At 73.1% G+C, this 26,695-nt stretch carries 17 protein-coding genes; 7 read left to right on the top strand and 10 right to left on the bottom strand.

Annotated features, from left to right (window positions below; all coding sequences use genetic code 11):
• Positions 1-192 precede the first annotated feature (192 nt).
• Positions 193-1,497 (top strand): phosphopyruvate hydratase, encoded by a 1,305-nt coding sequence (gene eno, locus ACH4KB_RS23080; RefSeq protein ID WP_398067768.1) that lies wholly within the window; start codon positions 193-195, stop codon positions 1,495-1,497.
• 78 nt (positions 1,498-1,575) lie between these two features.
• Here the strand turns inward: eno and ACH4KB_RS23075 are convergent, their stop codons facing one another.
• Positions 1,576-2,532 (bottom strand): DUF3048 domain-containing protein, encoded by a 957-nt coding sequence (locus ACH4KB_RS23075; RefSeq protein ID WP_398067767.1) that lies wholly within the window; start codon positions 2,530-2,532, stop codon positions 1,576-1,578.
• A gap of 339 nt (positions 2,533-2,871) precedes the next feature.
• Here ACH4KB_RS23075 and ACH4KB_RS23070 point away from each other — a divergent pair, with 339 nt between their 5' ends.
• The 3 genes from ACH4KB_RS23070 (at position 2,872) to pgm (ending at position 6,400) form a co-directional block, all read left to right on the top strand.
• A complete protein-coding gene (locus ACH4KB_RS23070; RefSeq protein WP_398067766.1) occupies positions 2,872-3,315 on the top strand; it encodes a hypothetical protein in 444 nt (147 codons plus the stop codon).
• Positions 3,316-3,473: 158 nt separating this feature from the next.
• Positions 3,474-4,541 carry a chitinase gene (locus tag ACH4KB_RS23065; protein ID WP_398067765.1) on the top strand — a complete coding sequence of 356 codons (1,068 nt, stop codon included), beginning with the start codon at positions 3,474-3,476 and terminating at the stop codon, positions 4,539-4,541.
• 215 nt (positions 4,542-4,756) lie between these two features.
• The gene (gene pgm, locus ACH4KB_RS23060) at positions 4,757-6,400 is read left to right on the top strand and encodes a phosphoglucomutase (alpha-D-glucose-1,6-bisphosphate-dependent) (RefSeq protein WP_398067764.1); all 1,644 of its coding nucleotides are present in this window, start codon (positions 4,757-4,759) and stop codon (positions 6,398-6,400) included.
• A gap of 289 nt (positions 6,401-6,689) precedes the next feature.
• Here the strand turns inward: pgm and ACH4KB_RS23055 are convergent, their stop codons facing one another.
• From ACH4KB_RS23055 to ACH4KB_RS23035, 5 genes are all read right to left on the bottom strand, one after another.
• Positions 6,690-6,920, bottom strand: a complete 231-nt coding sequence (locus tag ACH4KB_RS23055) for a phosphopantetheine-binding protein (protein WP_398067763.1) — start codon at positions 6,918-6,920, stop codon at positions 6,690-6,692.
• Between the two features lie 5 nt (positions 6,921-6,925).
• Entirely contained in the window at positions 6,926-7,558 is a 633-nt protein-coding gene (locus ACH4KB_RS23050; protein WP_398067762.1) for an isochorismatase family protein, read from the bottom strand.
• Positions 7,559-7,606: 48 nt separating this feature from the next.
• Positions 7,607-9,244 carry a (2,3-dihydroxybenzoyl)adenylate synthase gene (locus tag ACH4KB_RS23045; RefSeq protein ID WP_398067761.1) on the bottom strand — a complete coding sequence of 546 codons (1,638 nt, stop codon included), beginning with the start codon at positions 9,242-9,244 and terminating at the stop codon, positions 7,607-7,609.
• Positions 9,241-10,446, bottom strand: a complete 1,206-nt coding sequence (dhbC, locus tag ACH4KB_RS23040; RefSeq protein WP_398067760.1) for an isochorismate synthase DhbC — start codon at positions 10,444-10,446, stop codon at positions 9,241-9,243. Before dhbC ends, ACH4KB_RS23045 begins: the two co-directional genes overlap by 4 nt.
• An 85-nt stretch (positions 10,447-10,531) precedes the next feature.
• Complete coding sequence (locus tag ACH4KB_RS23035) at positions 10,532-11,362, bottom strand: 2,3-dihydro-2,3-dihydroxybenzoate dehydrogenase (RefSeq protein ID WP_398067759.1); 831 nt, start codon at positions 11,360-11,362, stop codon at positions 10,532-10,534.
• 99 nt (positions 11,363-11,461) lie between these two features.
• Between ACH4KB_RS23035 and fhuB the strand changes: the two genes are divergently transcribed.
• Together fhuB and fes are read left to right on the top strand one after the other, a co-directional pair.
• Positions 11,462-13,822 (top strand): Fe(3+)-hydroxamate ABC transporter permease FhuB, encoded by a 2,361-nt coding sequence (fhuB, locus tag ACH4KB_RS23030; RefSeq protein WP_398067758.1) that lies wholly within the window; start codon positions 11,462-11,464, stop codon positions 13,820-13,822.
• A gap of 14 nt (positions 13,823-13,836) precedes the next feature.
• On the top strand, positions 13,837-15,165 hold the full coding sequence (gene fes, locus ACH4KB_RS23025) for an enterochelin esterase (protein ID WP_398067757.1): 1,329 nt from the start codon (positions 13,837-13,839) through the stop codon (positions 15,163-15,165).
• A 69-nt stretch (positions 15,166-15,234) separates the two neighbouring features.
• Here fes and ACH4KB_RS23020 read toward each other — a convergent pair whose 3' ends face one another.
• A complete protein-coding gene (locus tag ACH4KB_RS23020; RefSeq protein WP_398067756.1) occupies positions 15,235-16,461 on the bottom strand; it encodes a serine hydrolase domain-containing protein in 1,227 nt (408 codons plus the stop codon).
• A gap of 286 nt (positions 16,462-16,747) precedes the next feature.
• Between ACH4KB_RS23020 and ACH4KB_RS23015 the strand changes: the two genes are divergently transcribed.
• Positions 16,748-17,524 carry a MerR family transcriptional regulator gene (locus tag ACH4KB_RS23015; protein ID WP_398067755.1) on the top strand — a complete coding sequence of 259 codons (777 nt, stop codon included), beginning with the start codon at positions 16,748-16,750 and terminating at the stop codon, positions 17,522-17,524.
• A 31-nt stretch (positions 17,525-17,555) separates the two neighbouring features.
• Here the strand turns inward: ACH4KB_RS23015 and ACH4KB_RS23010 are convergent, their stop codons facing one another.
• Genes ACH4KB_RS23010 through ACH4KB_RS23000 form a run of 3 tightly spaced genes read right to left on the bottom strand, consistent with a single transcriptional unit; the run spans position 17,556 to position 26,637 of the window.
• Positions 17,556-19,019: a DHA2 family efflux MFS transporter permease subunit gene (locus ACH4KB_RS23010; RefSeq protein ID WP_398067754.1), complete on the bottom strand. Its 1,464-nt coding sequence runs from the start codon at positions 19,017-19,019 to the stop codon at positions 17,556-17,558.
• Positions 19,016-19,219 (bottom strand): MbtH family protein, encoded by a 204-nt coding sequence (locus ACH4KB_RS23005; protein WP_398067753.1) that lies wholly within the window; start codon positions 19,217-19,219, stop codon positions 19,016-19,018. Before ACH4KB_RS23005 ends, ACH4KB_RS23010 begins: the two co-directional genes overlap by 4 nt.
• A 5-nt stretch (positions 19,220-19,224) precedes the next feature.
• Entirely contained in the window at positions 19,225-26,637 is a 7,413-nt protein-coding gene (locus tag ACH4KB_RS23000) for an amino acid adenylation domain-containing protein (protein ID WP_398067752.1), read from the bottom strand.
• Positions 26,638-26,695: the final 58 nt, after the last annotated feature.

Raw genomic sequence — 26,695 nt, 5'->3', positions numbered from 1 at the left:
CGGCAGCGGGTCCCGCGGGCGGGCGGCGGAGCGGAACCGGTCAGCAGGACTGGACAGCAAGACTGAGCAGCAAACCTGAGCAGTCCAGCTGAACAGCAAATCTGAACAGTCTTGCTGTAGAGTTGCGTCGTCGCGGCTCGCGCCGGCGTTGTCGCAAGAGTGCCGCGGCGTGTGACTTCGGAAGGACCTCGCATGGCCCCCAAGGCAGTTGAGCCCACCGTCATCCAGTCCGTCACCGCCCGCAGGATCATCGACAGCCGGGGCAACCCCACCGTCGAGGCCGACGTCCGCCTCGCCGACGGGTCCCTCGGCCGCGCCGCGGTCCCGTCCGGCGCGTCCACCGGTGCGCGGGAGGCCGTGGAACTGCGCGACGGCGACGCCGGGCAGTGGCACGGCAAGGGCGTCGACCGTGCGGTCGCCCACGTCAGGGAGGAGATCGCCGCCGCGGTCGTCGGCCGCGACGCGGACGACCAGGCCGGTCTGGACGCCGCGCTCGTCGCACTCGACGGCACACCCGACAAGGCCCGGCTCGGAGCGAACGCGATCCTCGGGGTCTCCCTCGCCGCAGCGAAGGCCGCCGCGGCGGCGCATCGCCAGCCGCTCTACCGCTACCTCGGCGGCGCCGACGCCCGTCTTCTCCCGCTGCCGATGATGAACATCATCAACGGCGGCGCGCACGCGGACAATCCGCTGGACTTCCAGGAGTTCATGATCGCGCCGGTGGGGGCGCAGACCTTCGCGGAAGCCGTCCGCATGGGCTCCGAGATCTTCCACACCCTGCGACGCGACCTGCTCGCCGCCGGACACGCCACCGGTGTCGGCGACGAGGGCGGCTTCGCGCCCGCGCTGCGCACCGCGGAGGAGGCGCTCGACTTCGTGATGAGCGCCGTCGAGCGCACCGGGTACCGCCCCGGCGCGGACATCGGCCTGATCATGGACCCGGCCTCGTCGGAGTTCTTCCGCGACGGCGCGTACGTGTACGCGGGCGAGGGCGTGCGCCGCACCCCCTCCGAACAGGTCGACTACCTGGTCAAGCTGATCGACGTGTACCCGGTCGTCTCCATCGAGGACCCGATGGCCGAGGACGACATGGACGGCTGGCGCGAGCTGACGACCCGCGTCGGCGACCGCTGCCAGCTCACCGGCGACGACGTGTTCTGCACCGACGAGGCGCAGGTGCGCGAGGGGATCCGGACCGGCGTCGGCAACTCGGTCCTGGTGAAGGTCAACCAGATCGGCACCCTGACCGAAGCCCTCGCCACGGTCGCCACGGCCCGCCGTGCGGGCTGGAGCGCCGTGATGTCCCACCGCTCCGGCGAGACGGAGGACACCACGATCGCGGACCTCGCGGTCGCGACCGGCTGTGGCCAGATCAAGACGGGCTCGCTGTCCCGCTCCGACCGCACGGCCAAGTACAACCAACTCATCCGGATCGAGGAGGAGTTGGGCCAGTCGGCACAGTACGCGGGCGGGGCGCTGCTGTCCCGCTCCCGATAGCCGGGCGGGAGATCCCCGGGCCGTGGGGCCGACCCCGCCGCCCGGGGTGCCCCTGCGGGCGCTTCGCGGGGCCGTCGCTCAGGCGCCCCCGCGCGGCGCGTACAGGATCCACAGCGGCCCTTCGGCGAGGTCGACGCGCTGTCCGTCGGGGGTGGTGTACACGGTGTCCGCGTCGGCCGCGCTCCGCGACCATCGGGCTTCGTACGCCCGGCCGTCCCGCAGGACGACCGCGTCTCCCGAGCCCACGGTCTCGGTGAACGGGCTGGTGCTCCCGGACCGGTCGCGAAAGGCCGATGGCCGCACCGTCACGTCCTGGACGACGACCGTCCCGGCTCCGAGCCGGTCGCCCTCGGTGGTGCGGGCGGGGGAGCCGTCCAGGGAGACGAGCCACCGCTCGCGGTCGGCGGACCAGGTGAACGTCACGGACGCGGAAGGATAGCGAACCGTACGGCTGTCCACCCGCTCCCCGCCGGGGGGCGGCGCGCCGACCTCCAGCCCCAGCTCCCCGACCGCGTTCACCCCGGAGGCCTCGAACGGGATCCGCTGCGGCCGCAGATAGAGATTGTGCGGCGCGGGCCGGTCCGGACCCCGGAAGTACGCCCCGGGCGCCTCCGAGGGCGGCACGGGGTCCAGCGGTGCTCGGTCGATGAACGGCAGCAGCCTGCTCTGCGCCCCCGAGAAGGCCAGCGCAGGCCGGTCGAACTGCCGCAGCAGCTCAAGATCGGTCTCCCGCGCGCTGCGCACCGGGCCGATGACCGGCGGCAGGGCGGAGGAGTACACGGCGAGGATCCGGCTCAGGCCGGCCTCCACCTGCTCGACGTAGACGATGTCGGCCCGCTCCAGACCGGTGTGGGGGCGTGCGGGCCCCACATTGTCGATCTTCACGGCGAGTACGGCGGCCCGGCCCGCCCCGGAGGGGGAGCTGCTGCGGGGCGAGGGTGAGGGACCGCCCCCGCCGGTGCACGCGGCCGTCACGGCCAGCACGAGCGTGGTGAACAGTACTGCGGCCGAGGCCCTGACTCCGGCTGCGGACATGGTGACCGCCCCTTCCGGGGCGTCGGCCGGCGGTGTCGGCGCAACGCCGTTGTGTCGCGGCCCCTCGTCCATCATCACGCATCCGGCGTCGGCATGGTTGCGCGACCGTCGGTCCCGAGCGGAAACGGCCCCGAACGGCCCCGAACGGCCCGAACGGCCGAACGGCTCCGAACGACGGCGCAGCGCATACACGCCTCCGCACGGATCGGCCGCCCTGGCCGGAAATGCCCCGTGCCGCGCCCCTGATTCCGCTTCCGCGGGGGCGGTTGGCTCTCTACGGTTGCACCAGCGACGGGCAGCACGCCCGGAACGGCACGACGGCGAGGCAGAGGGGGTCCGGTGGAAGCCGAGTTGACGGCACTGGCGGCATCGGGGGCGACGGCCTTCGTGGGGCTGATGGTGACGGAGGCCTGGACGCAGGCGCGCGGACGGGTGGCCCGGTTCCTGGCGCGGGGCGAGGACGTCGAGGTGATCGACGCGGAGCTGGAGGAGTCCCGGGAGGAACTGATCGCGGCACGCCGGAACGGCGACGAGGACGGTGCCGCGGACGTCGCCGCCGAGTGGCGGATCAGGCTCCGCCGGGCCCTGCGCGACAACCCCGAGGCCGCAGAGGAACTGCGCGGCCTGCTCGACGACCTGACGCCCCGGCAGCCCGCCGGTACCACCGTGTCGATCAACCACAACACCATCAACGACGGCACCTACAGCGGACCCGTGATCATGGCCCATTCGATCCACGACGGCGTGCGCACCGTGCCCCGCCAGGAACCGGGCGCCAGGTGACGGCACCGGGTCACGCTGCCGTGGTGAGCTCCGTCGGCGGGCACTCTTGACCGAAGGTCTGGACCATTCTACGGTTTGGCAGGGTCACGACATAGGGCGGGGCGGGGCGAACCTTTCGTCCGTCGGCGGCGGACCCGGGCCGGAAGGACATACGGATCATGGGGCGTACATCACGACTGCTGGGCCTCGGCCTGGCCGCGGCACTCGTCGTACCGATGCTGGTCGGAGCCGCGCCGCCGAAGTCCGCGGAGACGAAGATCGCGGCCGCCGAGACCTGCGCGGTCAAGTCGAAGCCCACGGGCAAGGTGCTCCAGGGGTACTGGGAGAACTGGGACGGGGCGGCCAACGGCGTGCACCCGCCGCTCGGCTGGATCCCGATCACCGACTCCCGCATCACCCAGCACGGCTACAACGTCATCAACGCGGCCTTCCCCGTCATCCGCTCCGACGGCACCGTCCTCTGGGAGGACGGCATGGACAGGACCGTCAAGGTCGCCACCCCCGCCGAGATGTGTCAGGCCAAGGCCTCCGGCCTCACCACCCTCATGTCGATCGGCGGAGCCGCGGCAGGGATCGATCTCAGCTCCAGCAAGGTGGCCGACCGGTTCGTCCAGACGATCGTCCCGATCCTGAAGAAGTACAACTTCGACGGCATCGACATCGACATCGAGACCGGCCTCGTCGGCAGCGGCAACATCAACCAGCTGTCCGCGTCGCAGTCCAACCTCATCCGCATCATCGACGGCGTCCTCGCCGCGATGCCGCCGAACTTCGGTCTCACCATGGCCCCCGAGACGGCGTACGTCACCGGCGGCAGCGTCGTCTACGGCTCGATCTGGGGCTCGTACCTGCCCATCATCAAGAAGTACGCCGACAACGGCCGCCTGTGGTGGCTGAACATGCAGTACTACAACGGCAGCATGTACGGCTGCTCCGGCGATTCCTACTCCGCCGGCACCGTCGCGGGCTTCACCGCCCAGACCGACTGCCTGAACAAGGGGCTGGTCATCCAGGGCACCACCATCAAGGTGCCCTACGACAAGCAGGTCCCCGGCCTCCCCGCCCAGCCCGGCGCCGGCGGCGGCCACATGTCCACCGGGCTCGTCTCGCAGGCCTGGAACCACTACAACGGCTCCCTCAAGGGGCTGATGACCTGGTCCCTGAACTGGGACGGTTCCAGGGGCTGGACCTTCGGCGACAACGTGAGGTCCCTCCAGGGCCGTTGACCCCCGCCCGTACGCCGCCGCGCCCCCGGTCCGCTCCGGACAAGGGGGCGCGGCGCTGCTCCGGCCGGGGAGCGACACGAGGAAGGCGTGAACCGGTCGCGCACCGGAGCGGCCGGGAGAGCAGAATCGGGTACGGACCGGGTGATCGTTTCCCCGGTGCGCCGGGCCCGTCTCCCCACGGGCCGGCCGACGACGAAGACGTACGAGGAGCCCCGATGGTGCACGAACGGGCCGGTCACCCGGCGCAGTCCGCAGACCTGGTCGACGTAGCACGGCTGGTGACGGCCTATTACGCCCTCCACCCCGATCCCGCCGAGCCCGCCCAGCGGGTGGCCTTCGGGACCTCCGGCCACCGCGGCTCCGCGTTCGCCGCCGCGTTCAACGAGGACCACATCGCCGCCACCACCCAGGCGATCTGCGACTACCGCGCCCGCCAGGGCACCGACGGCCCCCTGTTCCTCGGCGCGGACACCCACGCACTGTCCGAACCCGCCCGGGTCACCGCCCTGGAGGTGCTCGCCGCCAACGGGGCCACCGTCCTCATCGACAGCGAGGACGGCTACACCCCGACCCCCGCCGTCTCGCACGCCATCCTCACGTACAACCGGGACCGCACCGAGCACCTGGCCGACGGCATCGTGGTCACCCCCTCGCACAACCCGCCCGCCGACGGCGGCTTCAAGTACAACCCGCCGAACGGGGGGCCTGCCGCCTCCGACGCCACCTCCTGGATCCAGGACCGGGCCAACGCCCTGATCGAGGCCGGACTCGGAGTGGTCCGCCGGATGCCGTACGCCCAGGCCCTGGCCGCCGACACCACCCACCGGTACGACTTCCTGACCGCGTACGTCGACGACCTGCCCTCCGTCCTCGACCTCGACGCCGTACGGGACGCGGGCATCCGCATCGGAGCCGACCCGCTCGGCGGCGCGTCCGTCGCCTACTGGGGGCGGATCGCGGAACGCCACCGGATCGACCTCACCGTCGTCAACCCGCTCGCCGATCCCACCTGGCGGTTCATGACGCTGGACTGGGACGGCAAGATCCGCATGGACTGCTCGTCCCCGCACGCCATGGCCTCGCTGATCGCCCAGCGCGACGCGTACGCCATCGCCACCGGGAACGACGCCGACGCCGACCGGCACGGCATCGTCACCCCCGACGGCGGCCTGATGAACCCCAACCACTACCTGGCCGTCGCCATCGAATACCTCTACACCCACCGCGACGGCTGGGCAGCAGGGACCGGCATCGGCAAGACGCTCGTCTCCTCGTCCATGATCGACCGGGTCGCCCACGACCTCGGCCGCACCCTGGTGGAGGTCCCGGTCGGCTTCAAGTGGTTCGTCGACGGCCTCTACGACGGCAGCCTCGGCTTCGGCGGCGAGGAGTCCGCCGGGGCTTCCTTCCTGCGCCGCGACGGCCGGGTCTGGACCACGGACAAGGACGGCATCCTGCTGGCCCTCCTCGCCTCCGAGATCACCGCCGTCACCGGTTCCACCCCCTCCCAGCACTACACGCGGCTCACCAGCCGCTTCGGCGACCCGGCGTACGCCCGCGTCGACGCACCCGCCACCCGCGAGGAGAAGGCCGTCCTGGCCCGGCTCTCCCCGCAGCAGGTCAAGGCCGACACCCTGGCCGGAGAACCCGTCACCGCCGTGCTCACCGAGGCCCCCGGCAACGGAGCGGCGATCGGCGGCCTCAAGGTCTGCACCGACAGCGCCTGGTTCGCCGCCCGCCCCTCGGGCACCGAGGACGTCTACAAGGTGTACGCGGAGAGCTTCCAGGGCCCCGGCCACCTCGCCCGGGTCCAGGAGGAGGCCAGGGCGCTGGTCTCCGAGGCACTCGGCGACGCCTGAGCCGACCGGGATGCCGTCCGGGGGCGGGGCGGCCCGTCCCCGGACGGCACGGGCTCAGCTCGGTTGGGCCGCGCGCGAGGCCTCCCTGGACCGGTCCCGCCGATCGCCGGTCAACTCGGTGAGGGACGGCTGAACTCCCTGATCAGGGGGTCTCGCGGCACCCGCAGCAGGGGCACATTCCCGGTCCTCCCGTCCCTGGGATCGTGCCACCCGCTGATCCCGTGTCCCGGCGACGTGCCAGTGGCGGTGCCGCTGCGGGGAGAGGCCGGGCCCCTGGACGGCCGCGGCGTCAGCCGGTCACACCCAGCAGCGGGGCCCAGGACTCCAGCGCGGGCTGCTCGGCGAGGTCGGCGAAGGCCACCTCGATGCCGTGGTCGCGGTGCCAGGCGGCGGCCAGTGACATGAGGCGGACGGAGTCGAGGCCGTAGTCGACGAGGTTCTCGTCGAGGGGGATCTCCTCCGGGTCCTCGCCCAGGACGTCGGCGACATCGGCACGGAGCTGTTCGAGCGTGAGCGCCACCGCGGTCACTTCCCTTCGAAGACGGTCCGGGCCGTCGTGACGACGGCGCACCTGCCCGCGGCCCAGCGCAGAGCCATCGCGTGGTCCTCGGCCGAGAAGTCCGCGACCGCGTCGGCCACCACGAACGCCTGGATGTCCCGCATCCAGGCGTCGCACGCCGTCATGAGCACACCGATGTGGGCGTAGACGCCGGTGATGACGATCTGGTCGCGACCCTGCTCGCGCAGGCGCTCCAGCAGATCGGTGCGGACGAACCCGCTGTACTTCCACTTGGTGAGCACGGTGTCGCCCGTGTCGGGTGCGACCTCGTCCGCGATGGCCGCCAGGTGCTCGTCGGCCGGGAGTCCGGGGCCCCAGAAGTCCTGCTGGAGACCGCGCTCCTCGGGGCTCTGGCCGCCGGGCTGTGCGGTGTAGAGGACCGGCACGCCGAGCCGCGTGGCGCTCTTCTTCAACTCGGCCACGTGGGCGAGGAGTTCGGGTACGGGTTCGGCCCGGCGGTCGTACGCCGACAGGAAATGGTTCTGCAGGTCGTGGACGAGGAGCACCGCACGCGCGGGATCGACGGTCCAGCCGACCCGGTTGGCGGGCAGCTCGTCGGCGACCGGCATGGGGTAGGGAGCGATGGCGGGCAGAGCCATGGTGGAGGGGGATCCGTTCGGGGAGTCGTTCAGCGGGACGGGAGTCGTTCAGCGGGACGGGGAGGGAGAAGCGGTGCGGGCCGCGGCGTTGCGCAGGTCCTTCTTGGAGACCTTGCCCACGCCGGTCTGCGGGAAGGCGTCGACGAACTCGACCCGGTCCGGCACCTTGTAGGAGGCCAGGCCCCGTTCGCGTACGAACCGCTTGACGGCCACCGCCTTGAGCGGACCCGCGCCCGAGCGCAGGATCACGTAGGCGCAGACGCGTTCGCCCAGATACGGGTCGGGCTCGGCCACCACGTTGGCGTCGTGCACGGCCGGGTGGGCGAGGATGTGGTTCTCGACCTCCTCGGCGGCGATCTTCTCGCCGCCCCGGTTGATCTGGTCCTTGGCCCGCCCCTCGACGACGATGTGCCCGGTGCCGGTGACCCGCACGATGTCGCCGGTGCGGTAGAAACCGTCCTCGGTGAAGGAACGGGCGTTGTGCTCGGGAGCGTTCCAGTAGCCGCGGATGGTGTACGGCCCCCGGGTCAGCAGATGACCGGTCCCGCCCGGGGCCACCTCGTGATCGTCGTCGTCGACGACGAGGATCTCGTCGTCGGGCGAGATGGGCCGCCCCTGGGTGGTGACGACGGTCTCGACGGGGTCGTCCAGCCGCGTGTAGTTGACCAGCCCCTCGGCCATGCCGAAGACCTGCTGGAGCGTGCACCCGAGAGCGGGGCGGACCCGGCGGGCCGCCTCCTCGCTGAACTTGGCGCCCCCGACGAGCAGGACGTCCAGGCTGCCGAGGTCGTGCGCGGTGCCCGGCGCTGCCTCCGTCCACAGCAGGGCCAGCGGTGGCACGAGCCCGGTGATGGTGACGCCCTCACGCTCGATCAGCGGGAACGCCACCTCGGGCGAGGGCCCCGGGCACAGCACCACACGGCCGCCGGCGTACAGCGTGCCGAGCGAACCGGGCGATGACAGCGGGAAGTTGTGGGCCGCCGCCAGGACGCACAGGTAGACGCTCCTCTCGTCGACGGCACAGATCTCGTTGGATCCCCGCAGCGAGTAGATGTAGTCGTCGTGAGTGCGCGGGATCAGCTTCGGTACGCCGGTGCTGCCGCCGGAGAGCTGGAGGAAGGCCAGGTCGTCCGGGCGCGGGCCGCCGTAGCCGACCGGCTCCTCGGCGACCTCGGACAGCGCCTCGAACTCGCCGGGATCCCCCTGGGCGACGAAGACATGGCGCAGGGTGTCCACGTTGGCGCGGGTCTTCGACGCCAGCTCACGGTAGTCGTAGCCGCCGTGCTCGGCCGCGATGACGTACGCCACCGCCTCGGTGAACTCGCAGAAGTAGGTGATCTCGCTCTCGCGGTGCGCGGGCAGCGCGAAGACGGGCAGCGCGCCGATCCGGAACAGCGCGAAGATCACCTCGAAGAACTCGGCGATGTTGGGGAGTTGCACCACCACCTTGTCGCCCTTGGCGATGTCGCGGGCGAGGAACCCCGCCGCCAGCCGGTCGGCGCGCCGGTCGAGATCGGCGTACGTCCACCGGCTTCCCGCCGCCGGATCGACGACGGCGACCCGGTCCGGGTGGTCCTCGGCGCGCTGCCGCAGCATCTCCCCGAAGGTCTCCCCGCGCCACCATCCGGCCGCCCGGTACCTCTCCGCGAACTCGTCGGGCCAGGTGGGCGCCACGTCCGTACTCACAGCTCGGCTCCCACGGCGCTCAGGAAGGTGCGGAACTTGGCCGCGGTCTCGGCGGCCTCCGCCTCGGGCTCGGAGGCGGCGACGATGCCCGCTCCCGCGTACAGCCGCAACGTGCGCTCCTCGGCGTCGGCGCAGCGGATCGTGACGACCCATTCGCCGTCGCCCTCGGCGTTGCCCCAGCCGACCATGCCGGTGAAGAACCCGCGGTCGAACGGTTCGGTCTCCGCGATGACCTGACGGGCGGTCGGCGTCGGCGTGCCGCAGACGGCGGGCGTCGGGTGCAGCGCGCAGGCCAGCTCCAGTGCCGAGGCGCCGGAGGAGGCGAGGGTGCCGGTGACCGTGGTGGACAGGTGCCACATGGTGGCGGTGCGGATGAGCGTCGGCCGGGCCGGGACGGTCAGGTCCGTGCAGTGCGGGGCGAGCGCCTGGTGGACGGCGTCGACGACGACGGCGTGCTCGTGGAGGTCCTTGACGGATTCCAGCAGGGTGGCCGCCCGGCGCACGTCCTCGGCGAGGTCGGCGCTGCGGGGGGTCGACCCGGCGAGCGGATTGGCGACGACCTGCTTCCCGTGGCGGGAGACGAGCAGTTCGGGGCTGGCGCCGATGAGGGTGCGCCCGGGGCCGGTCGGCAGCGCGAAGGTGTAGCCGGAGGGGTCGCGGCGGGCGAGGCGCTGGAGCATCGCCGGCAGGTCGAGCGGGGCCTCGGAGGTGAGTTCGAGGGTGCGGGCCAGCACGACCTTGCTGAACTCGCCGCGCCACATGCGCTCCACGGCCGCTGCGACGCCCTTGCCGTAGATCTCCGGTTCGGGCACCTGGCGTATCCGCCAGTCGCCCGCGGCGGGCGCGCTCGCGGGCAGGGCGATGAGCGGGTCGGAGGTGAGCGGCGGCGCGCTTCGCACCGACTCCGGAACGCTCAGGGCGGCCGGGGCGGCGTGGTCGAACGGGATGGCGCCCATGACCACAGGCGATTCCTGACCGGCGGCGACCGCCGCGGCGAGCGTGGCGCCCACCCGCGCGGTCAACGGTCTCCCGTCGTGGGGGACTTGGCGTCCAGAGCCCCGTGCGAGCAGGGTGCGTCCGGGAGTGGCGAGAAAGTGGGCGCCCGGTGTGTAGGCGTCCAGCAGCGAGGTGGCCGCTCCTACGGCCGGATGGGCCTGGTCGGCCGGGGCGGTGTGCGTGGCGACCTGGGATGCCGTCGGCACGGGGACTCCATTCTCGATGATCCCGTCAGCGGGTGCGGGGGGCTGGATGGGAGGTGAGGGAAAGGGGGAGGGGCGGTCGGGCCGGTCAGCGCAGGGTCGCGCCGCCGTCGACGTACAGCTCCTGCATGGTGATGTGGCGGGCACGGTCCGAGGCGAGAAACGCCACCGTCTCCGCGATGTCCCCCGGGTCGGCGATCCGGCCGAGCGGGATGCCGGTGCGGTAGGCCGAGGGGTCCCCGTCGATGACGCGCTGTTCGGCGCCCGGACCGGCCCACAGCGCGCGCTGCATCGGCGTATCGGTGGAGCCGGGTGCGACGACGTTGCAGCGAACGCCGCTGCGGGCGAGTTCGAGCCCCAGGCACTTGGTGAACATGGCGGCGGCCGCCTTGGAAGCGGCATAGGCGGCCATGCCGGTGCGGGGGATGCCGGCGGCGTTGGAGCCGACGGTGACGACCGCGCCGGATCCGCGGGCCGCCATGAGCGGGGCGACGGCCTGGGAGACGTGGAAGACGCCGGTGGCGTTCACCGCGAAGGTCTCCGCCCAGTCCTGCGCCGAGAGCACCGCCGCCGGGCCGGTACGCAGGATGCCCGCCACGTTCACCAGGACGTCGACCGCGCCGAGTTGGCGCTCGACCCGGGCCACGGTGCTCTCCACCGAACCGCGGTCGGTGACGTCCATCACGTACGGGGTCAGACTGCCTCCCGAGCGTTCGCCGCCGGGCGGTTTCTCCTGCGTCAGGGCCCACTCGGCGGCCAGCGCCTCGATGCCCGGCCGGGCGCGATCGGTGGCGGCCACGCGGGCGCCGAGGGTGGCGAGCAGGCCGGCGACTGCCGCGCCGATGCCTTGTGCGGCACCGGTGACCAGAGCGGTGCGGCCGATGAACTCGCCACTTCTGCCCGGTATGTGCTCAGGCATGAGCAACCTCCTCTGAATGTTAGGTAAGGGTAACCTAAATTGAATCGACCGCTCCGTGGGTGTCGAGCCGTCGCTATCTACTTAGGCTAGCCTCACCTTATGCATACGCCGCACACGGGGACCACGGCCTCGGCTCCCGAACATGACTCCTCGACCGTTCAGTTGGATGGAGGCGAAACCGGCCGGACGGCGGAGACCGTGCCCGACGGACGCGAGGAGGCATCCCAGGGAACCGGGAACGGAACAACCGCGGACACCGGACAGCCCACCGCCGTGACCGGGGAACCCCGCTCCACAGCCGACCCGCGAGGACGGACCGTGGCGGCGGCCATCGGCGGACTGGCCCTCGCCGTCCTGCTGTTGACGGCGCTCTCCCTCTCGATCGGCGCGGGCGAAGTCGGCCCCGGCGGGGTCCTTGACTACCTGCTGGGACGGGACGGCGCGCGCGACAACGCCCGGCTCTCCCTCGTCGTCGGCGACCTGCGCCTCCCGCGCACCTTCACCGCGCTGCTCGTCGGAGCAGCCCTGGGCGTCGCCGGGTGCCTCCTCCAGGCGGTCACCCGCAACCCGCTGGCCGAGACCGGACTGCTCGGCGTCAACGCGGGCGCCTCACTCGGCGTCGTCGCCGGCATCGCACTCCTCGGCTTCGATTCCGGTTACGCCTACCTCGTCTGCGCGTTCGTCGGCGCGGTGGTCGCCAGCGGCCTTGTCCTCCTCATCTCCGGAAGGCGCGGCGGCGGCTCTCCCATGCGCCTGGTCCTCGCCGGGGCGGCGCTCGGCGCGACCTTCGGCGGGCTCACCAGCGTCATCGTCGTCAACTCCGCGGAGACCTACGACAGATTCCGCTTCTGGGTCCTCGGCTCCCTCGCCGGGGTCGAGGGCTTCGGCGAACTCGGCCGCCTCGCGCCGGTGCTCGCCCTCGGCTTCCTCGTCGCCCTCCTGGTCGCCCGCCCGCTCTCCGCCCTCGCCCTCGGCGACGACCTGGCCCGCAGCCTCGGCCACCGGCCACCCGTGATCCGTACGGTCGTCGCCGTCGGCGTCACCCTCCTGACCGCCGCCGCCGTGGCGCTCGCGGGCCCCATCTCCTTCCTCGGCCTGCTCGCCGGATTCCTCGCCCGCGCCCTGGCCGGCACCCGGCTCGCGGCCCGCCTGCTGCTCGCCGGGCTCATCGGCGCCTGCGTCCTCACGGTCTCCGACATCGCGGCCCGCGTGGTCTCCCGGCCCTTCGAGGCGCCCGTCTCCGTCATCGTCGCCCTCATCGGAGCCCCCGCCCTCATCGCCATCGTCCGCTCCAGGCAACTGGCCTCGATGGGCATGACGGAACCGGCCACCGAGGAGCGCGCCCCCGACCGCCCCGGCCGTTTCCGGACCGCCCTGCCCCGCCCCGCCCTCCGCACGCCGAAGACCAGGACGCTCCGGGTCCGCCCGGCCGACACCCTCGTCCTGCGGTGCGGCCGGCTGTCCCTGCTCGTCACCCGGCGCGCCGCGCTCGCAGCCCTCGCTCTCACCGGGGTCCTCCTGCTGGCCGTCGTCCTCTCCGCGTACGCGGGCCAGAGCGACATGGGCGTCGGCCGCACCTTCCGCGCGGTGCTCGGCCAGGGCGACCGCTTCGACGTCCTGCTCGTAAGGGAGTTCCGCCTCGGCCGGATCGTCGCCGGACTCACCGCGGGCGCCGCCCTCGGCCTCGCGGGCTGCCTCACCCAGACCCTGGCCCGCAACCGCCTGGCCACCCCCGAACTCCTCGGCGTCAACGACGGGGCGACCGCCGCCGTCCTGCTCTCCGTGACCCTCAGCGCCACCGGCTCCTTCGGCGCCTGGTGGGCCGGACCGCTCGGCGCGCTCGCCGCCGTCATCGTCGTCACCACCGTCTCCGGCGGCCTCGGCCAACGCGGCTACCGCGTCCTCGTCGTCGGCCTCGCCATGTCCGCGCTGGCCTCCGCGATCACCCAGGTCGTCCTGTCCCGACGATCCCTCTCCTCCGCGAGTTCGCTCTACGTATGGACCTCCGGCAGCCTCAACGGACGCAGCTACTCCGTCGCCGTCCCCGTCCTCATCGGCCTCGCGCTCCTGGTCCCGGTCGCCCTCGTCGTCGCCCGCCACCTGGGCGTCCTGCGCTTCGACGACGCGACCGCCTCCTCGCTCGGCTCCGCCCCCGGCCGGGTCCGGGCCCTGTCCCTGCTCCTGGCCGTCGCCCTCGCGGGCCTCGCGGTCGGCATCTGCGGCCCCGTCGGCTTCGTGGCGCTGGCCTCCCCGGTCATCGCCTCCCGGCTCGCCGGCCCCCTGCGCGTACCGCTCGTCGGCTCGATGCTCACCGGAGCCGTCCTCGTGGTCGCCGCCGACACCCTCGGCCGCATCGCCTTCGACGGCGTCGAACTCCCCGTCGGCATCGTCACCACCGTCCTCGGCGGCCCGTTCCTGCTGTGGGTGCTGCTCGGCCGCTCCGCCGCCACCCGCGTCTGAGAGGCGGCCCGCACATGACCAGCCCACAGCACCGCAACCCGCCCGCCCTTGCCGCACCCGCGCCTAACCCGCCCGCCCTTGCCGCACCCGCCCCTCCCGCACCCGCGGGACCGACCGGAACCGAGGCGCACACCGTGCGAAGCCCCCTCCTGCGCAGACTCCTCGACGACGTGACCACGGGCAGCCCCGACGCCGAGGAGGCGTTCTGGAGCCACGTGAGCACCACCGGCACCCCGCTCGTCGAGCCCGACCCCCAGGGCGACCCCGCCCACCGGCTCGTCACCTTCGTCCGCCGTGAGGACCCCGAGCGCCCCGCCACCCATGTCCTGGCCCTCGTCCACACCGTCACCGACAAGGACCGGCACGCGGGCGACCTCGCCCCGCATCTGATGGAACGCGTCCAAGGCACCGGCGTCTGGGCGATCAGCCACCGGCTGCGGGCCGACCACCGTGCCTCGTACCAGTTCCACGCCACCGAGGGAACCCGCGAGGACGCGCTGCGCGCGGACCGGGCCGCCTGGCTCCAGGTCCTCGACCACGCCGAACCCGACCCGCTCAACGACCGCGCCCCGCTGCCCTCCCGGGACGGCCGCAACCCCGCCTCCGTACTCGAACTCCCCGAAGCCCCGGCCCAGTCATGTACCCGGCGGCGCGACGGCGTGGACCGGGGGCAGACCCGCGACGCCGAGGTGGACGACCGCCGGATCACCGTCCACCTGCCGCCCGGCCACCGCCCGGACGGCGGCCCTTACGCCCTCGCCGTCCTCCTCGACGGCGAGATGTGGGGCCCGGTCCTCGGCGTCGGCGACATCCTCGACAACCTGCACGCCGACGGGGACCTGCCCCCCACCGTGGCGGTCCTGGTCGACACCATGGGCCGGCGCATGGAGGACCTGGCCTGCAGCGCGCCGTTCGTCGACTGGCTGGCCGACACCCTGCTGCCCTGGGCCGGACGGGAGTACGGGGCCGGGGCCGACGCCGCACGGACCGTCGTCGCCGGACAGAGCGCGGGCGGCCTCACCGCCGCTTTCGCCGCCTTCCGACGACCCGACCGCTTCGGCCTCGCCCTCTCCCAGTCCGGCTCCTTCTGGTGGCCCGACGACCAACGCGGCAGCGAATGGCTCACCGGGCAGTACGCCCGGGCGGAACGCAGGCCGGTGACGCTCCACCTGGAGGTCGGCCTCCAGGAATGGATGCTCCTCGCGGAGAACCGCAGACTCCGCAATGTGCTGCGCGCCCGCGGATACGACGTCCGCTACCGGGAGTTCAACGGTGGCCACGACTACGCCTGCTGGCGCGGCGGCCTCGCGGACGGCCTGGCGGAGCTGCTCGGCGGCCGCTGAGGGGCCCAGGACGCGGCCCGAGGCCGGGTCTCCTTGCCCTCGGCCGCGAAGCAGCGGTGGAACTCGTTGTCAGTCGACGGCCTGGTAGAGCGTGGTCCAGAAGTCGTTCATGGCACGCGGCGAATCCGGGGTGGACAGTCCGACCTGGGTGAGCAGGACTCCGGTGAGCTGGTTGGTCCTGTCCGCGTAGGCGGTGGTGCCGGTGCCGCCGAACCAGCCGAACTGGCCGATGGGCGCGTAGTCCCCGCGACAGGTGCGCACCGCCATCCCGAAGCCCCAGCCGCCGCCCGTCCCCTGGCCGGACGACAGGTGGGCGATGTTGCCGAACATGACCTCGCGGGCGGCCAGTTGTCCGGGCGAGAGACGGTTGGTGGTCATCAGCTCGACGGCGGCCCGCGACAGGATCCGCTCGCTCCCGTGCATCCCGTGGTTCAGCAGCATCTGGAAGTAGGCGTGGTAGTCGTCGGCGGTGGAGACCAGCCCGCCGCCGGCGCCCTGGAACGCGGGCGGCCTGCTCGACCTCCCCCCGTCCGCCTCGTCCCACACGGCGAACTCGCCGGTCAGCGGGTCGGGTCCGTACAGGGGCGGGAGCCGGTCGATCCTGTCGGCGGGCACGTGGAAGGCGGTGTCCTTCATCCCCAGAGGATCGAGGACGCGTGCCCGCAGGAAACTCTCCAACGACTGTCCCGTGACCCTGGAGACCAGCACACCGACCACCTCGTTGCTGAGGTCGTACTGCCACCGCACCCCGGGCTGGTACTGCAACGGCAACTCGCCCAGGCGGCGCATCCACTCGTCCGGCTCGGGCGCCGGCCCGGACGCCACGCTGTAGTCGAGACGCTCGAAGGTCGCGGCCCTGATCGGGGAAGCCATCGACTCGAAGTCCACCCCCAGCCCGAACGTGGAGGTCAGCAGGTCGCGTACGGTGATCGGCCGTTGGGCCGGCACGGTCTCGTCCAGCGGTCCGTCGGGCCGCTTCAGCACCTGCCGGTCGGCGAGTTCGGGCAGCCACTGATCCACCGGGTCGTCCAGCCGCAGCCGGCACTCGTCGAGCAGGATCATCGCCGCCGCCATCGTGACCGGCTTGGACGTGGACGCCATCCGGAAGATCGTGTCCCGGCGCATCGGCGGGCCGCCGTCATGACGCATCGTCCCGATCGCTTCGACGTGCGTCCGGCCGTTGCGGCTGACCAGGGCGACCAGGCCGGGAATCTTCTTGGACTCGACGTGCCGTGTCAGCACCTCGCGCAGTCGGCGCAGCCCCGCCTCGGAGAAGCCGCTGTTGCTTGCGCCCATGATGAATCTCCTGTTCACAGTGGTGGTTCCCTCGGCGGCCCCGGTGGCTGCCTGGCCCTTCGAGCGGCCATGTGAAGAGCCTGCAACCCTGTCCCAGGGGCAGGGTCAACCCTTCGTCGCGCCGAAGAGGTGAACGGCAACGGCCGCAGGCGTCCCGGTCCCTTCCGGCGCAGAGGGGACGGGCCGGAAACGGGCGCGCTATCCTCGCCCCTGTGATCGTCCGGGCTTCCCGGCCGACGCGGTTCGCGAGACCGCGGCCGTCCACGATCCGGAGGTGCGCCGAGCGATGGCAGACGGGCTCACGATCAGTCAGGCGGCGGCGTTCACCGGTGTCACGATCAAGACCGTGCGGCACTACCACCGGCTCGGTCTGGTCGCCGAGCCGGATCGCGACGGTTCCGGCTACCGCCGTTACCGATCGGGCGAGCTGTTCCGCCTGGTGCAGGTCCGGACCCTGGCCGCGGCAGGCGTGCCGCTGGCCGAGATCGGTGACCTGCTCGACGCCGATCCCCAGACGTTCGCCGCCACCCTGGACGATGTCCATCACCAGCTCACCGAACGGATCGACGACCTGCTCGCGCGCCGCGACAGGCTGCACCGTCTCGACCATGGCGACCGGGCCCTGCTGCCGGACCGGGCCTGCACGGTCCTGGAGCGACTCGCCGGAGCCGGCTTCGATCCCGACTACGTCGACGGGCAGCGGGAGGCTCTGGTGCTGGCCCGAGCGGTGGTCCCGGAAATCTTCGACACCTTCCTCACTCGACTCGAACATTCGCTCGACGATCCTGAGTCCGTCGAGCTGACCAAGCGCGGTTGGGAGGCCAGGGCCTGGGATCCGGACGACCCGCGGATCGAGGAGCTGGCTTCCGCACTGACCGACAAGCTGCTGGCCGACCGCGCGCTGCTGGCGATGCCGAGCGGGTTCCGCGGCCAGTCCGACGCCGCCTCCCGGTACGGAATGGTCAACCACCACCGGGAGGACCGGACACCGTCCATCGCCCGGCTGAACAGGCTGATCGAGGCGAACCTGCGCGCGGCCGGCATCGCCGTGCCGCATCAGTGACGGCCGCCCGGACCGGTCCTCCTCCGCGCCGTCAGCCCTTGACGGCCGGAGCCCCGGCCGCCGCCAGGCCCTCGCCGGGGCCGGGCCGCCCCTCCTCCTCGTCGAACGGCGGCGGCTGCGGGGCCTCGCGCGGCAGCCGCAGCGCGATCAGCGCCCCGGCCGCGACGAGCGCCGCCGTCACCCAGACCGCCGTACGGTACGGGCCCGGATCGGCGGCCTCCGTCACATGGCCGCCGCCGATCACCGCCGCACAGGCGGCGATGCCCACCGCGCCGCCCAGCGTGCGGACGATCTGGAACAGGCCCATCGCCTGACCCAGGTCGGACGGCGCGATCGACTCGAACCCGGAGATCTGCACGGTCAGCACCGCCGTGCCGAGCACCAGGCCGATCAGGAACATCAGCCCGCGCACGGTCCACGCGTTCTCCGCGACCCCGGGCACGGCGAGCGTCGCGAAGACCGCGGCGGCCACCAGCAGCGCCGGCACGGTCAGCAGCCGGGGGCCGAGCCGCGGCAGCAGCCGGTCCACCACCTGCGAGGCGAGCATCAGCCCGACCGCCTCCGGGAACACACTCAGCCCGGCATCCAGCGCCGACGCCCCCAGGCTCGCCTGGTAGAGCAGCGGGAAGACGAACAGCACGCCCATCAGCCCGGCCGCCGTCACCCCCGCCAGCGCGGAGGCCGGCCCGTACACCCGGTCGGCGAGCAGCCGCAGTCTCAGCAACGGCGTCCCCGCACGCACCTGGTGCAGGACGGCGGCCACCAACAGGACGGACCCCAGGGCCGCGCTCGCGGCGACGGCCGGCCGGGTCCAGCCCTGCGAGGGGCCGAAGCCGAGCGCGTACGTCAGCAACCCCAGCGCCGGAGTGGCCAGCCAGAAGCCGACCGTGTCGAACCTCCCCTCCGGGCCCTCGACCTGCTCGCGCAGACCGAAGAGGCCCAGCAGTACGGCGGCCGCCCCGATCGGCACGTTCACGAAGAACAGCCAGTGCCAGGAGAGGTGTTCGGTGAGCAGGCCGCCCAGCGGCGGACCGAGCGCCGGCATCAGCGCCGTCGGCACGATCAGCACCTTGGCCAGCCTCATCCGCTCGTGCGGCGGGAACGCCCGGAACAGCAGCGTCATCCCCACCGGCGTCAACAACCCGCCCGCCAGGCCCTGTACGGCACGGGCGACCACGAGGGTGGTGAGGTCCGGGGCCAGACCGCAGACCGCGGAGGCGATCGTGAACGCGGACAGCGCGCCGAGGAAAACCCGCTTCGTCCCGAACCGGTCACCCAGCCACCCCGCCACCGGCAGCCCCACCGCGAGCGCGACCAGGAAGGCCGTCTCCACGGTGTTCGCCGCCGACAGCGGACGCCCGAAGTCACCCGCGATCGTGTAGAGCGCCGGGTTCACGATCGTCGAGTCCAGGCCGTTCATGCACATCGCGGCCGTGTAGACGAGGACGACCGCGACCCGGGGGCGTATCCGGGGCCGGATCAGCAGCCCGCTCACCGGGCGGGGACGGGGACGGGACCGGCCCAGTGCGCGGTGATCCAGTCCAGCGCGTCCTGGCGTGCGCACGGGCCGTGCGCCGTCGTCCAGCCCTCCGGCACCGCGGCGAACAGCGGCCACAGGGAGTGCTGCCCCTCCGCGTTGGTCAGGACGAGGAACTCCCCGTCCGCGTCGAAGGGGTTGGCGGATGCGTCGCTCATCGGTGTCACTTCTCCAGCTCGGTCAGTCGGTCGGCGATTACGCGCGCGATGTGCGCGATCGGCTCGGGCAGGGTCATGTCCTTGTGGGAGCAGGCGATGTTCGTGTTGTCGACGCGCCCGCTCACGTACGGGGCCCAGGTGTCCGGCGTCAGGGTGTCGTCGATGGTGTCCACCGTGGCCCGGAAGAACAGCACATCGCCCCGGAACACCCGGTGGTCGTAAGCCCGTACGAGGTCGTTGGTGTTGAGGTACACCTCGCCGAGCGCCTCGATCCTCGCGGCCGGGAGCGTGGCCAGCGGGGAGCCCTCCCGGCGCAGCACCTCCACGACGTTCGCGGTGTTCAGCTCCTTGTCGCCGAGGCTTTCGGGGCCGTAACCGCCCATGGTGAGCAGCGATTCGAGGGCCTCGGCCCGGTCGGGCACCGGCAGGCCGCGGAAGCCCTCGGCGGGGTAGGCGTCCAGGATCGCCAGCAACTCCACCTCCTGGAACGCGTCTTGGAGGACCGCCGCGATCGCGTGCGCGATGATGCCGCCGGTCGACCAGCCGAGCAGCCGGTACGGCCCCTCCGGCTGGACCTCGCGGATCCGGGAGGCGTAGTGCGCGGCCAGTTCCTCCAGCGTGGTCGGCAGCGGCTCGTCCGCCGTCGCCCCGCCGACACCCTGGGCCTGGAGCCCGTAGATCGGCACATCGGCCGGCAGGTGGCGGATCAGGCCCGCGTAGCACCAGCTGAGACCGCCCGCCGGGTGCACACAGTGGACCGGGGCGCGGTCGCCGGGACGGGCGGGCCGCAGCGGCAGCAGCACATCGAGCGGGTCCTCCTCGCGCGAGACGTCCAGCGCCGCGTCCAGCGCGGCGGGCGTCGGGGCCTGGAACACCGTGCCGATCGACACCTCGATGCCGAACGCCGACCTGATCCGGCCGGCGAGACGCACCGCGAGCAGCGAATGGCCGCCCAGGTCGAAGAAGTTGTCCTCCACCCCGGCGGACGGCAGCCCCAGCACCTCCGCGAAGACCGCGCAGAGCTGCTCCTCGCGGACCGTGCGCGGCGCGCGCCCCCCGGCGCTCACCGGAACACCCGGCGCGGGCAGCGCCTTGCGGTCCAGCTTGCCGTTGCCGGTCAGCGGCAGCCGCTCCAGGACCACCACCGCCGAGGGCGTCATGTGCACCGGCAGCGTGGCGGCGGCGTGCTCGCGCAGGGCCGCCGGCGCCGGGTCGGAGCCGGGCGCGGGGACGGCGTAGCCGACCAGCCGCTTGTCGCCGGGCATGTCCTCGCGGACCACGACCGCCACATCCGCGACCTCCGGATGCGCGGCCAACACCGCTTCGATCTCGCCGAGTTCGATCCGGAAGCCGCGGATCTTGACCTGTTGGTCGCTCCGGCCGAAATACTCCAGCGTGCCGTCCACGCGCCGCCGGGCAAGGTCGCCCGAGCGGTACATCCGCCTGCCGCTCTCCCCGAAGAGCTGCGCGAACGGGTCGGCGACGAAGCGCCCGGCCGTCAGGTCCGGGCGGCCCAGATAGCCGAGCGCCACCCCCTCACCGGCGACGTACATCTCGCCGGTCACCCCGGGCGGCACCGGTTGCAGCCGGTCGTCCAGCACGTAGACGCGCAGGTCGGGAATGTTCACGCCGATGGCGCTGGAGACCGCGGAGGCGGCGGTCGCCCGGTCCAGCGCCAGATGGGAGACATGGACGGTCGTCTCGGTGATGCCGTACATGTTGACGAGCGTCGGCGCGTTCTCCTGGTGGCGGGTGTACCAGTCCGCGAGCCGCCCCAGCTCCAGCGCCTCGCCGCCGAACACCACGTACCGCAGAGCCAGTTCGTGTCCCGGAGCCTCCCGGTCGGCGGCGGCCAGCTGGTAGAAGGCTGACGGCGTCTGGTTGAGCACGGTCACCCCCTCGTCCGCCAGCAGCCGCAGGAACGCGTGCGGGTCCCGGCTGGTCGCGTACGGGACGACGACGACGCGCCCGCCGTACAGCAGCGCACCCCACAGCTCCCACACCGAGAAGTCGAACGCGTAGGAGTGGAACAGCGTCCACACGTCGTCCGGCCCGAACGAGAACCAGTGCTCGGTCGCCGTCAGCAGCCGCGTCACGTTGTGCTGGGTGACCACGACTCCCTTCGGGCGGCCGGTGGACCCCGAGGTGTAGATGACGTACGCCGGGTCACCCGGGCTCAGCGGCCGGGTGCGGTCCGCCTGGCCGAGGGGGCCGTCCGGGAAGCCGGCGGCCTCGTCGACCGTGATCAGCGGCAGGTCGTGCGCGGGCAGCAGCCCGGCCGTCGCGGCGTCGGTGATCAGCGCCGCCGGACGGGCGTCGTCCAGCATGTACGCGAGCCGGTCCGCCGGGTAGTCCGGGTCCATCGGCAGATAGGCGGCCCCCGCCAGCGACACCGCCAGCAGCCCGGCCACCAGGTCCGTGGAGCGCGGCAGCGCGAGCGCCACGATCGAACCGGGACCGACCCCCCGGCCTGCCAGCAGCCGGGCCAGGGACTGGGCCCGGGAAGACAACCCGGCGTACGTCAGCGACGAGTCCCCGCAGCTCACCGCCGTCCGGTCCGGGTGGCGGCGCGCCGCAACCCCGTAGACCTCGGCGAGGGTGAGCGGCACCGGCCGGTCGTGGCCGACGCCGTTGGCCTCGACCACGGCACGGTGGATCTCGGCCCCGTCGAGGACCGGCAGCAGGCCGACCGGGGTCCCGGGCCGCTGGGCCGCCGCGGTGAGCAGCCGGGCCAGCCGGTCCGCGATGGCCTCGGCGGTCGACCGGTCGAAGAGGTCGGTGCGGAACTCCAGAAAGCCCCCGATCCCGCCGCCGGGCAGTTCGCCCGCGTTCAGGGTCAGGTCGAACTTCGCGGTGCCGGACGGCACGGCGGTCAGCCGGGCGGTGGTGTCCGGGCCGAGGGAGACGGGTCCGTCCGCGAGCGACTGCCAGGCCAGCATGGTCTGGAACAGCGGATGCCGGGCTAGCGAACGCGGCGGGTTCAACGCCTCGACGAGGTGGTCGAAGGGCAGCGCGTCGTGCTCGTACGAGGCGAGCGTGGCCGTCCGTACCCGGTCCAGCAGATCGCCGAAGGAGGGGTCGCCGGAGGTGTCGGTGCGCAGGACCACGGTGTTGGTGAAGAAGCCGACGAGCCCGGCGGTGGCATCGTCGTCGCGGCCCGCGACGGGGGTGCCGATGGGGATGTCGGTGCCGCAGCCGTGCCGGGTCAGCAGGGCCGCGAGTCCGGCCTGCACGGTCATGAACACGGTCGCCCCGTGCGCCCGTGCGAGCCGGCGCAGCGCCTCGTGCGCGGTGGCGTCCAGGGCGAAGGGCACGGTGTCGCCCGCCGAGGTGGCCACGGGCGGCCGGGGCCGGTCGGTGGGCAGCTCCAGCTGGTCCGGCAGCCCGGCGAGCGCGTCGCGCCAGTGCGCGAGCTGGGCCTCGGCGAGCGGGGTCGGCTCGGCGGGGGTGCCCAGGAGCCGCTGGAGCCGGGCCGCGTGGTCCACGTACTGGCCGCTCAGCGGGGTGAACTCCGGTGCGCGGCCCTCGGCGCGGGCGGTGTAGGCGGCGGCCAGGTCCTGGGTCAGGGGAGTCGTGGAGGCACCGTCGCCCGCGATGTGGTGCAGCAGGAGAAGCAGGGTGTGGTGGTCGGGCGACTCGCTGAACAGGACCGTGCGCAGCGGCGGTTCGGTGGCGAGGTCGAAGCGGTGGCGCACGGCCTCGGTGAGATCGCTGCCCGGCTCCGCCAGGTGCAGCACCGGGCGGGCGGCCGGGTCGTCGGGGGCGAGGATCCGCTGGTGGGGGATGTCGTCCGAGGAGCCAGCGCCCTCGCCGTCAACCGTGCCGACGGGGGCGTTGTCAGTGGGCGGGTATACCGTCCGTAGTGTCTCGTGACGCTCCGCCAGATCGTACAGGGCGAGCTGGAGCGCGGCGCGGTCGACCGGACCGTTGACGTTCAGGACGAGCGGGATGTTGTAGGTGGGGCTGGGGCCTTCGAGGCGGTGGAGGAACCACAGCCGCTGCTGGGCCGGGGACAGGGGGAGGGGACCGGTGCGAGGTACGGGGGAGAGCGGGACGGACGCGGTGGCCGCGCCGCCGCGCGTGCGGACCAGTGCCGCCAGGGCGGCGGGCGTGGTGTGGCGGAAGACGTCGGCGATGCCCATCGGCACGCCGAAGTGCTCCCGCACGCGGGCGGCCAGCCGGGCGGCGAGCAGCGAATGCCCGCCGAGGTCGAGGAAGCCCGCGTGGGCGGCCGGGGGTTCGGCGATACCGAGCACGTCGGCGAAGAGCCCGCGCACGATCTCGGCGTGCGGCCCACCGCCGGCGCCGTCCGGGCCGCCCGCCACGGGCGGGAGCGGTTCGGGATCGGGCAGCGCGCGGTGGTCGAGCTTGTCGTTCGCGGTACGGGGCAGCGCGTCCAGGAGCGTCACGGTCGCGGGGACCATGTGCTCGGGCAGGGCCCCGGCCAGGTGGTCGCGGAGCTCGGCGGGGGTGGGCGGCGCGCTGTCGGCGGTCGGCGTGCCCTCGGGCCGCGCCGGGAGGGCGTTCCTCTCCTTCACCGGGACCGCGTAGGCCAGCAGCCGCTTGCCGTGGCCGGTGTCGCGGGCGATGACCGCTGCCGCCGCGACCCGCGGGTGAGCGGCCAGCCGGGCCTGGATCTCACCGAGTTCGATTCGGAAGCCGCGGATCTTCACCTGGTCGTCGCTGCGCCCGAGGAACTCCAGCGTGTGGTCCTCGCGGCGGCGCACCAGGTCCCCGGTGCGGTACATCCGGTCCCCGGGAGCGCCGTTCGGCGCGCCGAACGGGTCGGCGACGAACCGCTCGGCCGTCAGGTCGGGGCGGCCCAGATAGCCGAGGGCCAGACAGGCCCCCGCGACGTACAGCTCACCCGTCACGCCGGCGGGCACGGGACGGAGGGAGGAGTCCAGGACGTAGACGCGTGAGCCGCGCACGGGGCGGCCGTCGGGCCGGGCGGCCGAGGTCCCGGGCACCCAGTAGTAGGCGTCGACCGTCGTCTCGGTCGGCCCGTAGAGGTTGACCGGGTGCACGGACCCGGCCGCGGTCAGCCGCTCCCACAACGGCGGGGGGACGGTCTCCCCGCCGACCACCAGATGGGCCGGGTGGTGGCGGCCCGCGTCCAGTAGGCCTTCGGCGATGAGCGCTTCGGCGTAGGAGGGGGTGACGTCGAGATAGTCGACCAGATGCGTTCCGACGTACGCGGTGAGCGCCGCGGGATCCCGGTAGGCGGCGTCGTCCAGCAGGTGCAGCTCGTGCCCGTGGGCCATCCACAGCAGCGGGTCCCAGGACGCGTCGAAGGCGAACGAGGCGCTGTGCGCGACCCGGAGGCGTTCCCGGCCGGTCCGGGCGACGGCCGGGGCGATGTGGTCCGTGCCGTGCCCGGCGCTGAGGTTGGCGAGCGAGGCGTGGCCGACGAGGACGCCCTTGGGACGGCCCGTGGATCCGGAGGTGTGGATGAGGTAGGCGGGGTCCGCCAGGGCCGGCCCGGTGGGCAGCGGCCCGTCGGGGCAGGCGGCCAGGGCGTCGGCCGTGGCGGGAGCGTCGAGCGCGACGGCCGGCAGCCCGTGGTCGGGCAGCGAGGCGAGCGTCGCGGCGGTGCCGATCACGCACAGCGGCCGCGCGTCCTCCAGGACGGCCAGGGTCCGGGCGGCGGGATGGCCGAGGTCCAATGGCTGGCAGACCAGGCCCGCCTTGAGCACGGCCAGCAGCGCGACGACCATGTCGGCGGTCCGGGGCAGCGCCAGCGCCACCGTGCCGTGCCTCCCTTCGCCCGCGCCGCCGGCGCCGATGCCGGCCAGCAGGCGGGCCAGTCGGTCGGAGGCGGCGTCCAGCTCGGCGAAGGTGAGCCGGGCCCCGGGCTCGGCGGCCGCATCCGTGCCCGCATCCGTTCCCGCAGATGTGTCCGTAGCGGATATGGCCCCCCGGAAGGTGCCCGCCACCGTGGAGCGCACGGCGACGACGTCAGGTGTCCGGGCCGCTTGAGCGGTGAACGACCGGGGAAGGGTGAGCGGGGCGGCGGGCTCCGAGCGGCCGTACGTCACGGCCTCGCGCACCTGATCACCGGTGAGCAGGTCCAGGGTGCCGATCGGGCGTTCCGGGTCGGTCAGCAGCAGTTCCGTCAGGCCGTCCAGATAGTGCAGCCAGGTCTCCTCGTGGGCGGCGAGGTCCTCCGGCCCGTACGCCGCGGGGTCGGCGTCCAGCGTGAGCCGCAGGCCGCCGCCCGGGCCGGGGGCCGCGCCGACCGCGAGGCCTTCCACCGGCCCGGCGGCGAGATTGCGTACGGTGCCCGTGGCCCCCGCGAAGTCCAGCTCGCCGTCGAACGGCCTGACGTTGACCATCGGGCCGGTCAGCGGGGTGTCGGCCGACTCCAGGGCCAGGTCGCGGCGCAGGTCGGCCTGCGGATAGCGCTGGTGGCGGCGGACCTCGCGGATCTCCAGCACCACACGGCGCAGCAGTTCGGCTCCGGTGTCGCCCGGGCGCACGCCGATCCGCAGCGGCAGCACGTTCACGGTCATGGCCGGGGTCCGCAGGGCCGAGGGCCCCCGCCGGTTGGTCAACGGCAGGCCCAGCACGATGTCCTGGGCGCCGGTGAGCCGGTGCAGATGACCGGCGGTCGCGGCCACCACCAGCTCGGCCCACGTCGCCTTCGCCGCGCGCGCCGCCCCGGACAGTCGCTGAAGGGTCTCGGCGGGGAGGTCCGCGGTCCGATGGAGCGGGCCGTCACCCGGGGTGTCCGAGGGGGCGGGGGAGCGAGGGAGCGCGGTGACGGAGGAGCCCGCCGTGCGCGCGGACCAGAAGGCCCGGTCCGCCGCGTACTCCTCCCCGGCCAGATAGGCGGCCTCCTGCTCGGTCAGCTCGCTCAGCGGCGCGAACCGGCGCTCGGGCAGCGGCTGTCCGGCCACCAGAGCCCGGTAGAGCTCGGCGACGCGCTGCCCGATGAGGGACAGTGCGTAGGCGTCGACGGCTATGTGGTGCATGCGCTGGTACCACCGGTGCCGCCCCTCGCCGATCCGGATGAGGGCCTGGGTCATCAGCGCGCCGTCGGCGGCGAGATCCACCGGCCGGGCCAGGTCCTCCCGCATCCATGCCTCGGCCTGGTCCTCCGTCAACTCCAGTCGCCGCACCACGGGTCGGGCGGCGGGTGCGATCCGCTGCACCGGTACGCCGTCGGCCTCGGACACCCGTAGGGCAAGGGTCTCCGCCTCACCGACCGTCCGTCTCAGCGCCTCCACGAACAGGTCCTCGTCCAGCGGCCCGTCGATCTCCACACAGTCCGCCGTGTTCAGCTCGGTGCCGAGAGGGGCCAGCTGGTGCGCGTAGTAGATGCCCGACTGGGCGGTCAGGAGGGGGAGTCCGGGGGAGGGCGCGCCGCCGGAGTGCGCTGCCGAAGAGCTGGACGGGCGGTTCGGACGCTCATGCATGTGTGTGACGACTCCCCTGAAGGACAACGGACACCGGGCCAACAGGCTCGGCGCACAC

Source organism: Streptomyces sp. NPDC017520 (assembly GCF_044329855.1).
GTDB lineage: Bacteria > Actinomycetota > Actinomycetes > Streptomycetales > Streptomycetaceae > Streptomyces.
This window is presented reverse-complemented; position numbering and strand designations above follow the sequence as displayed.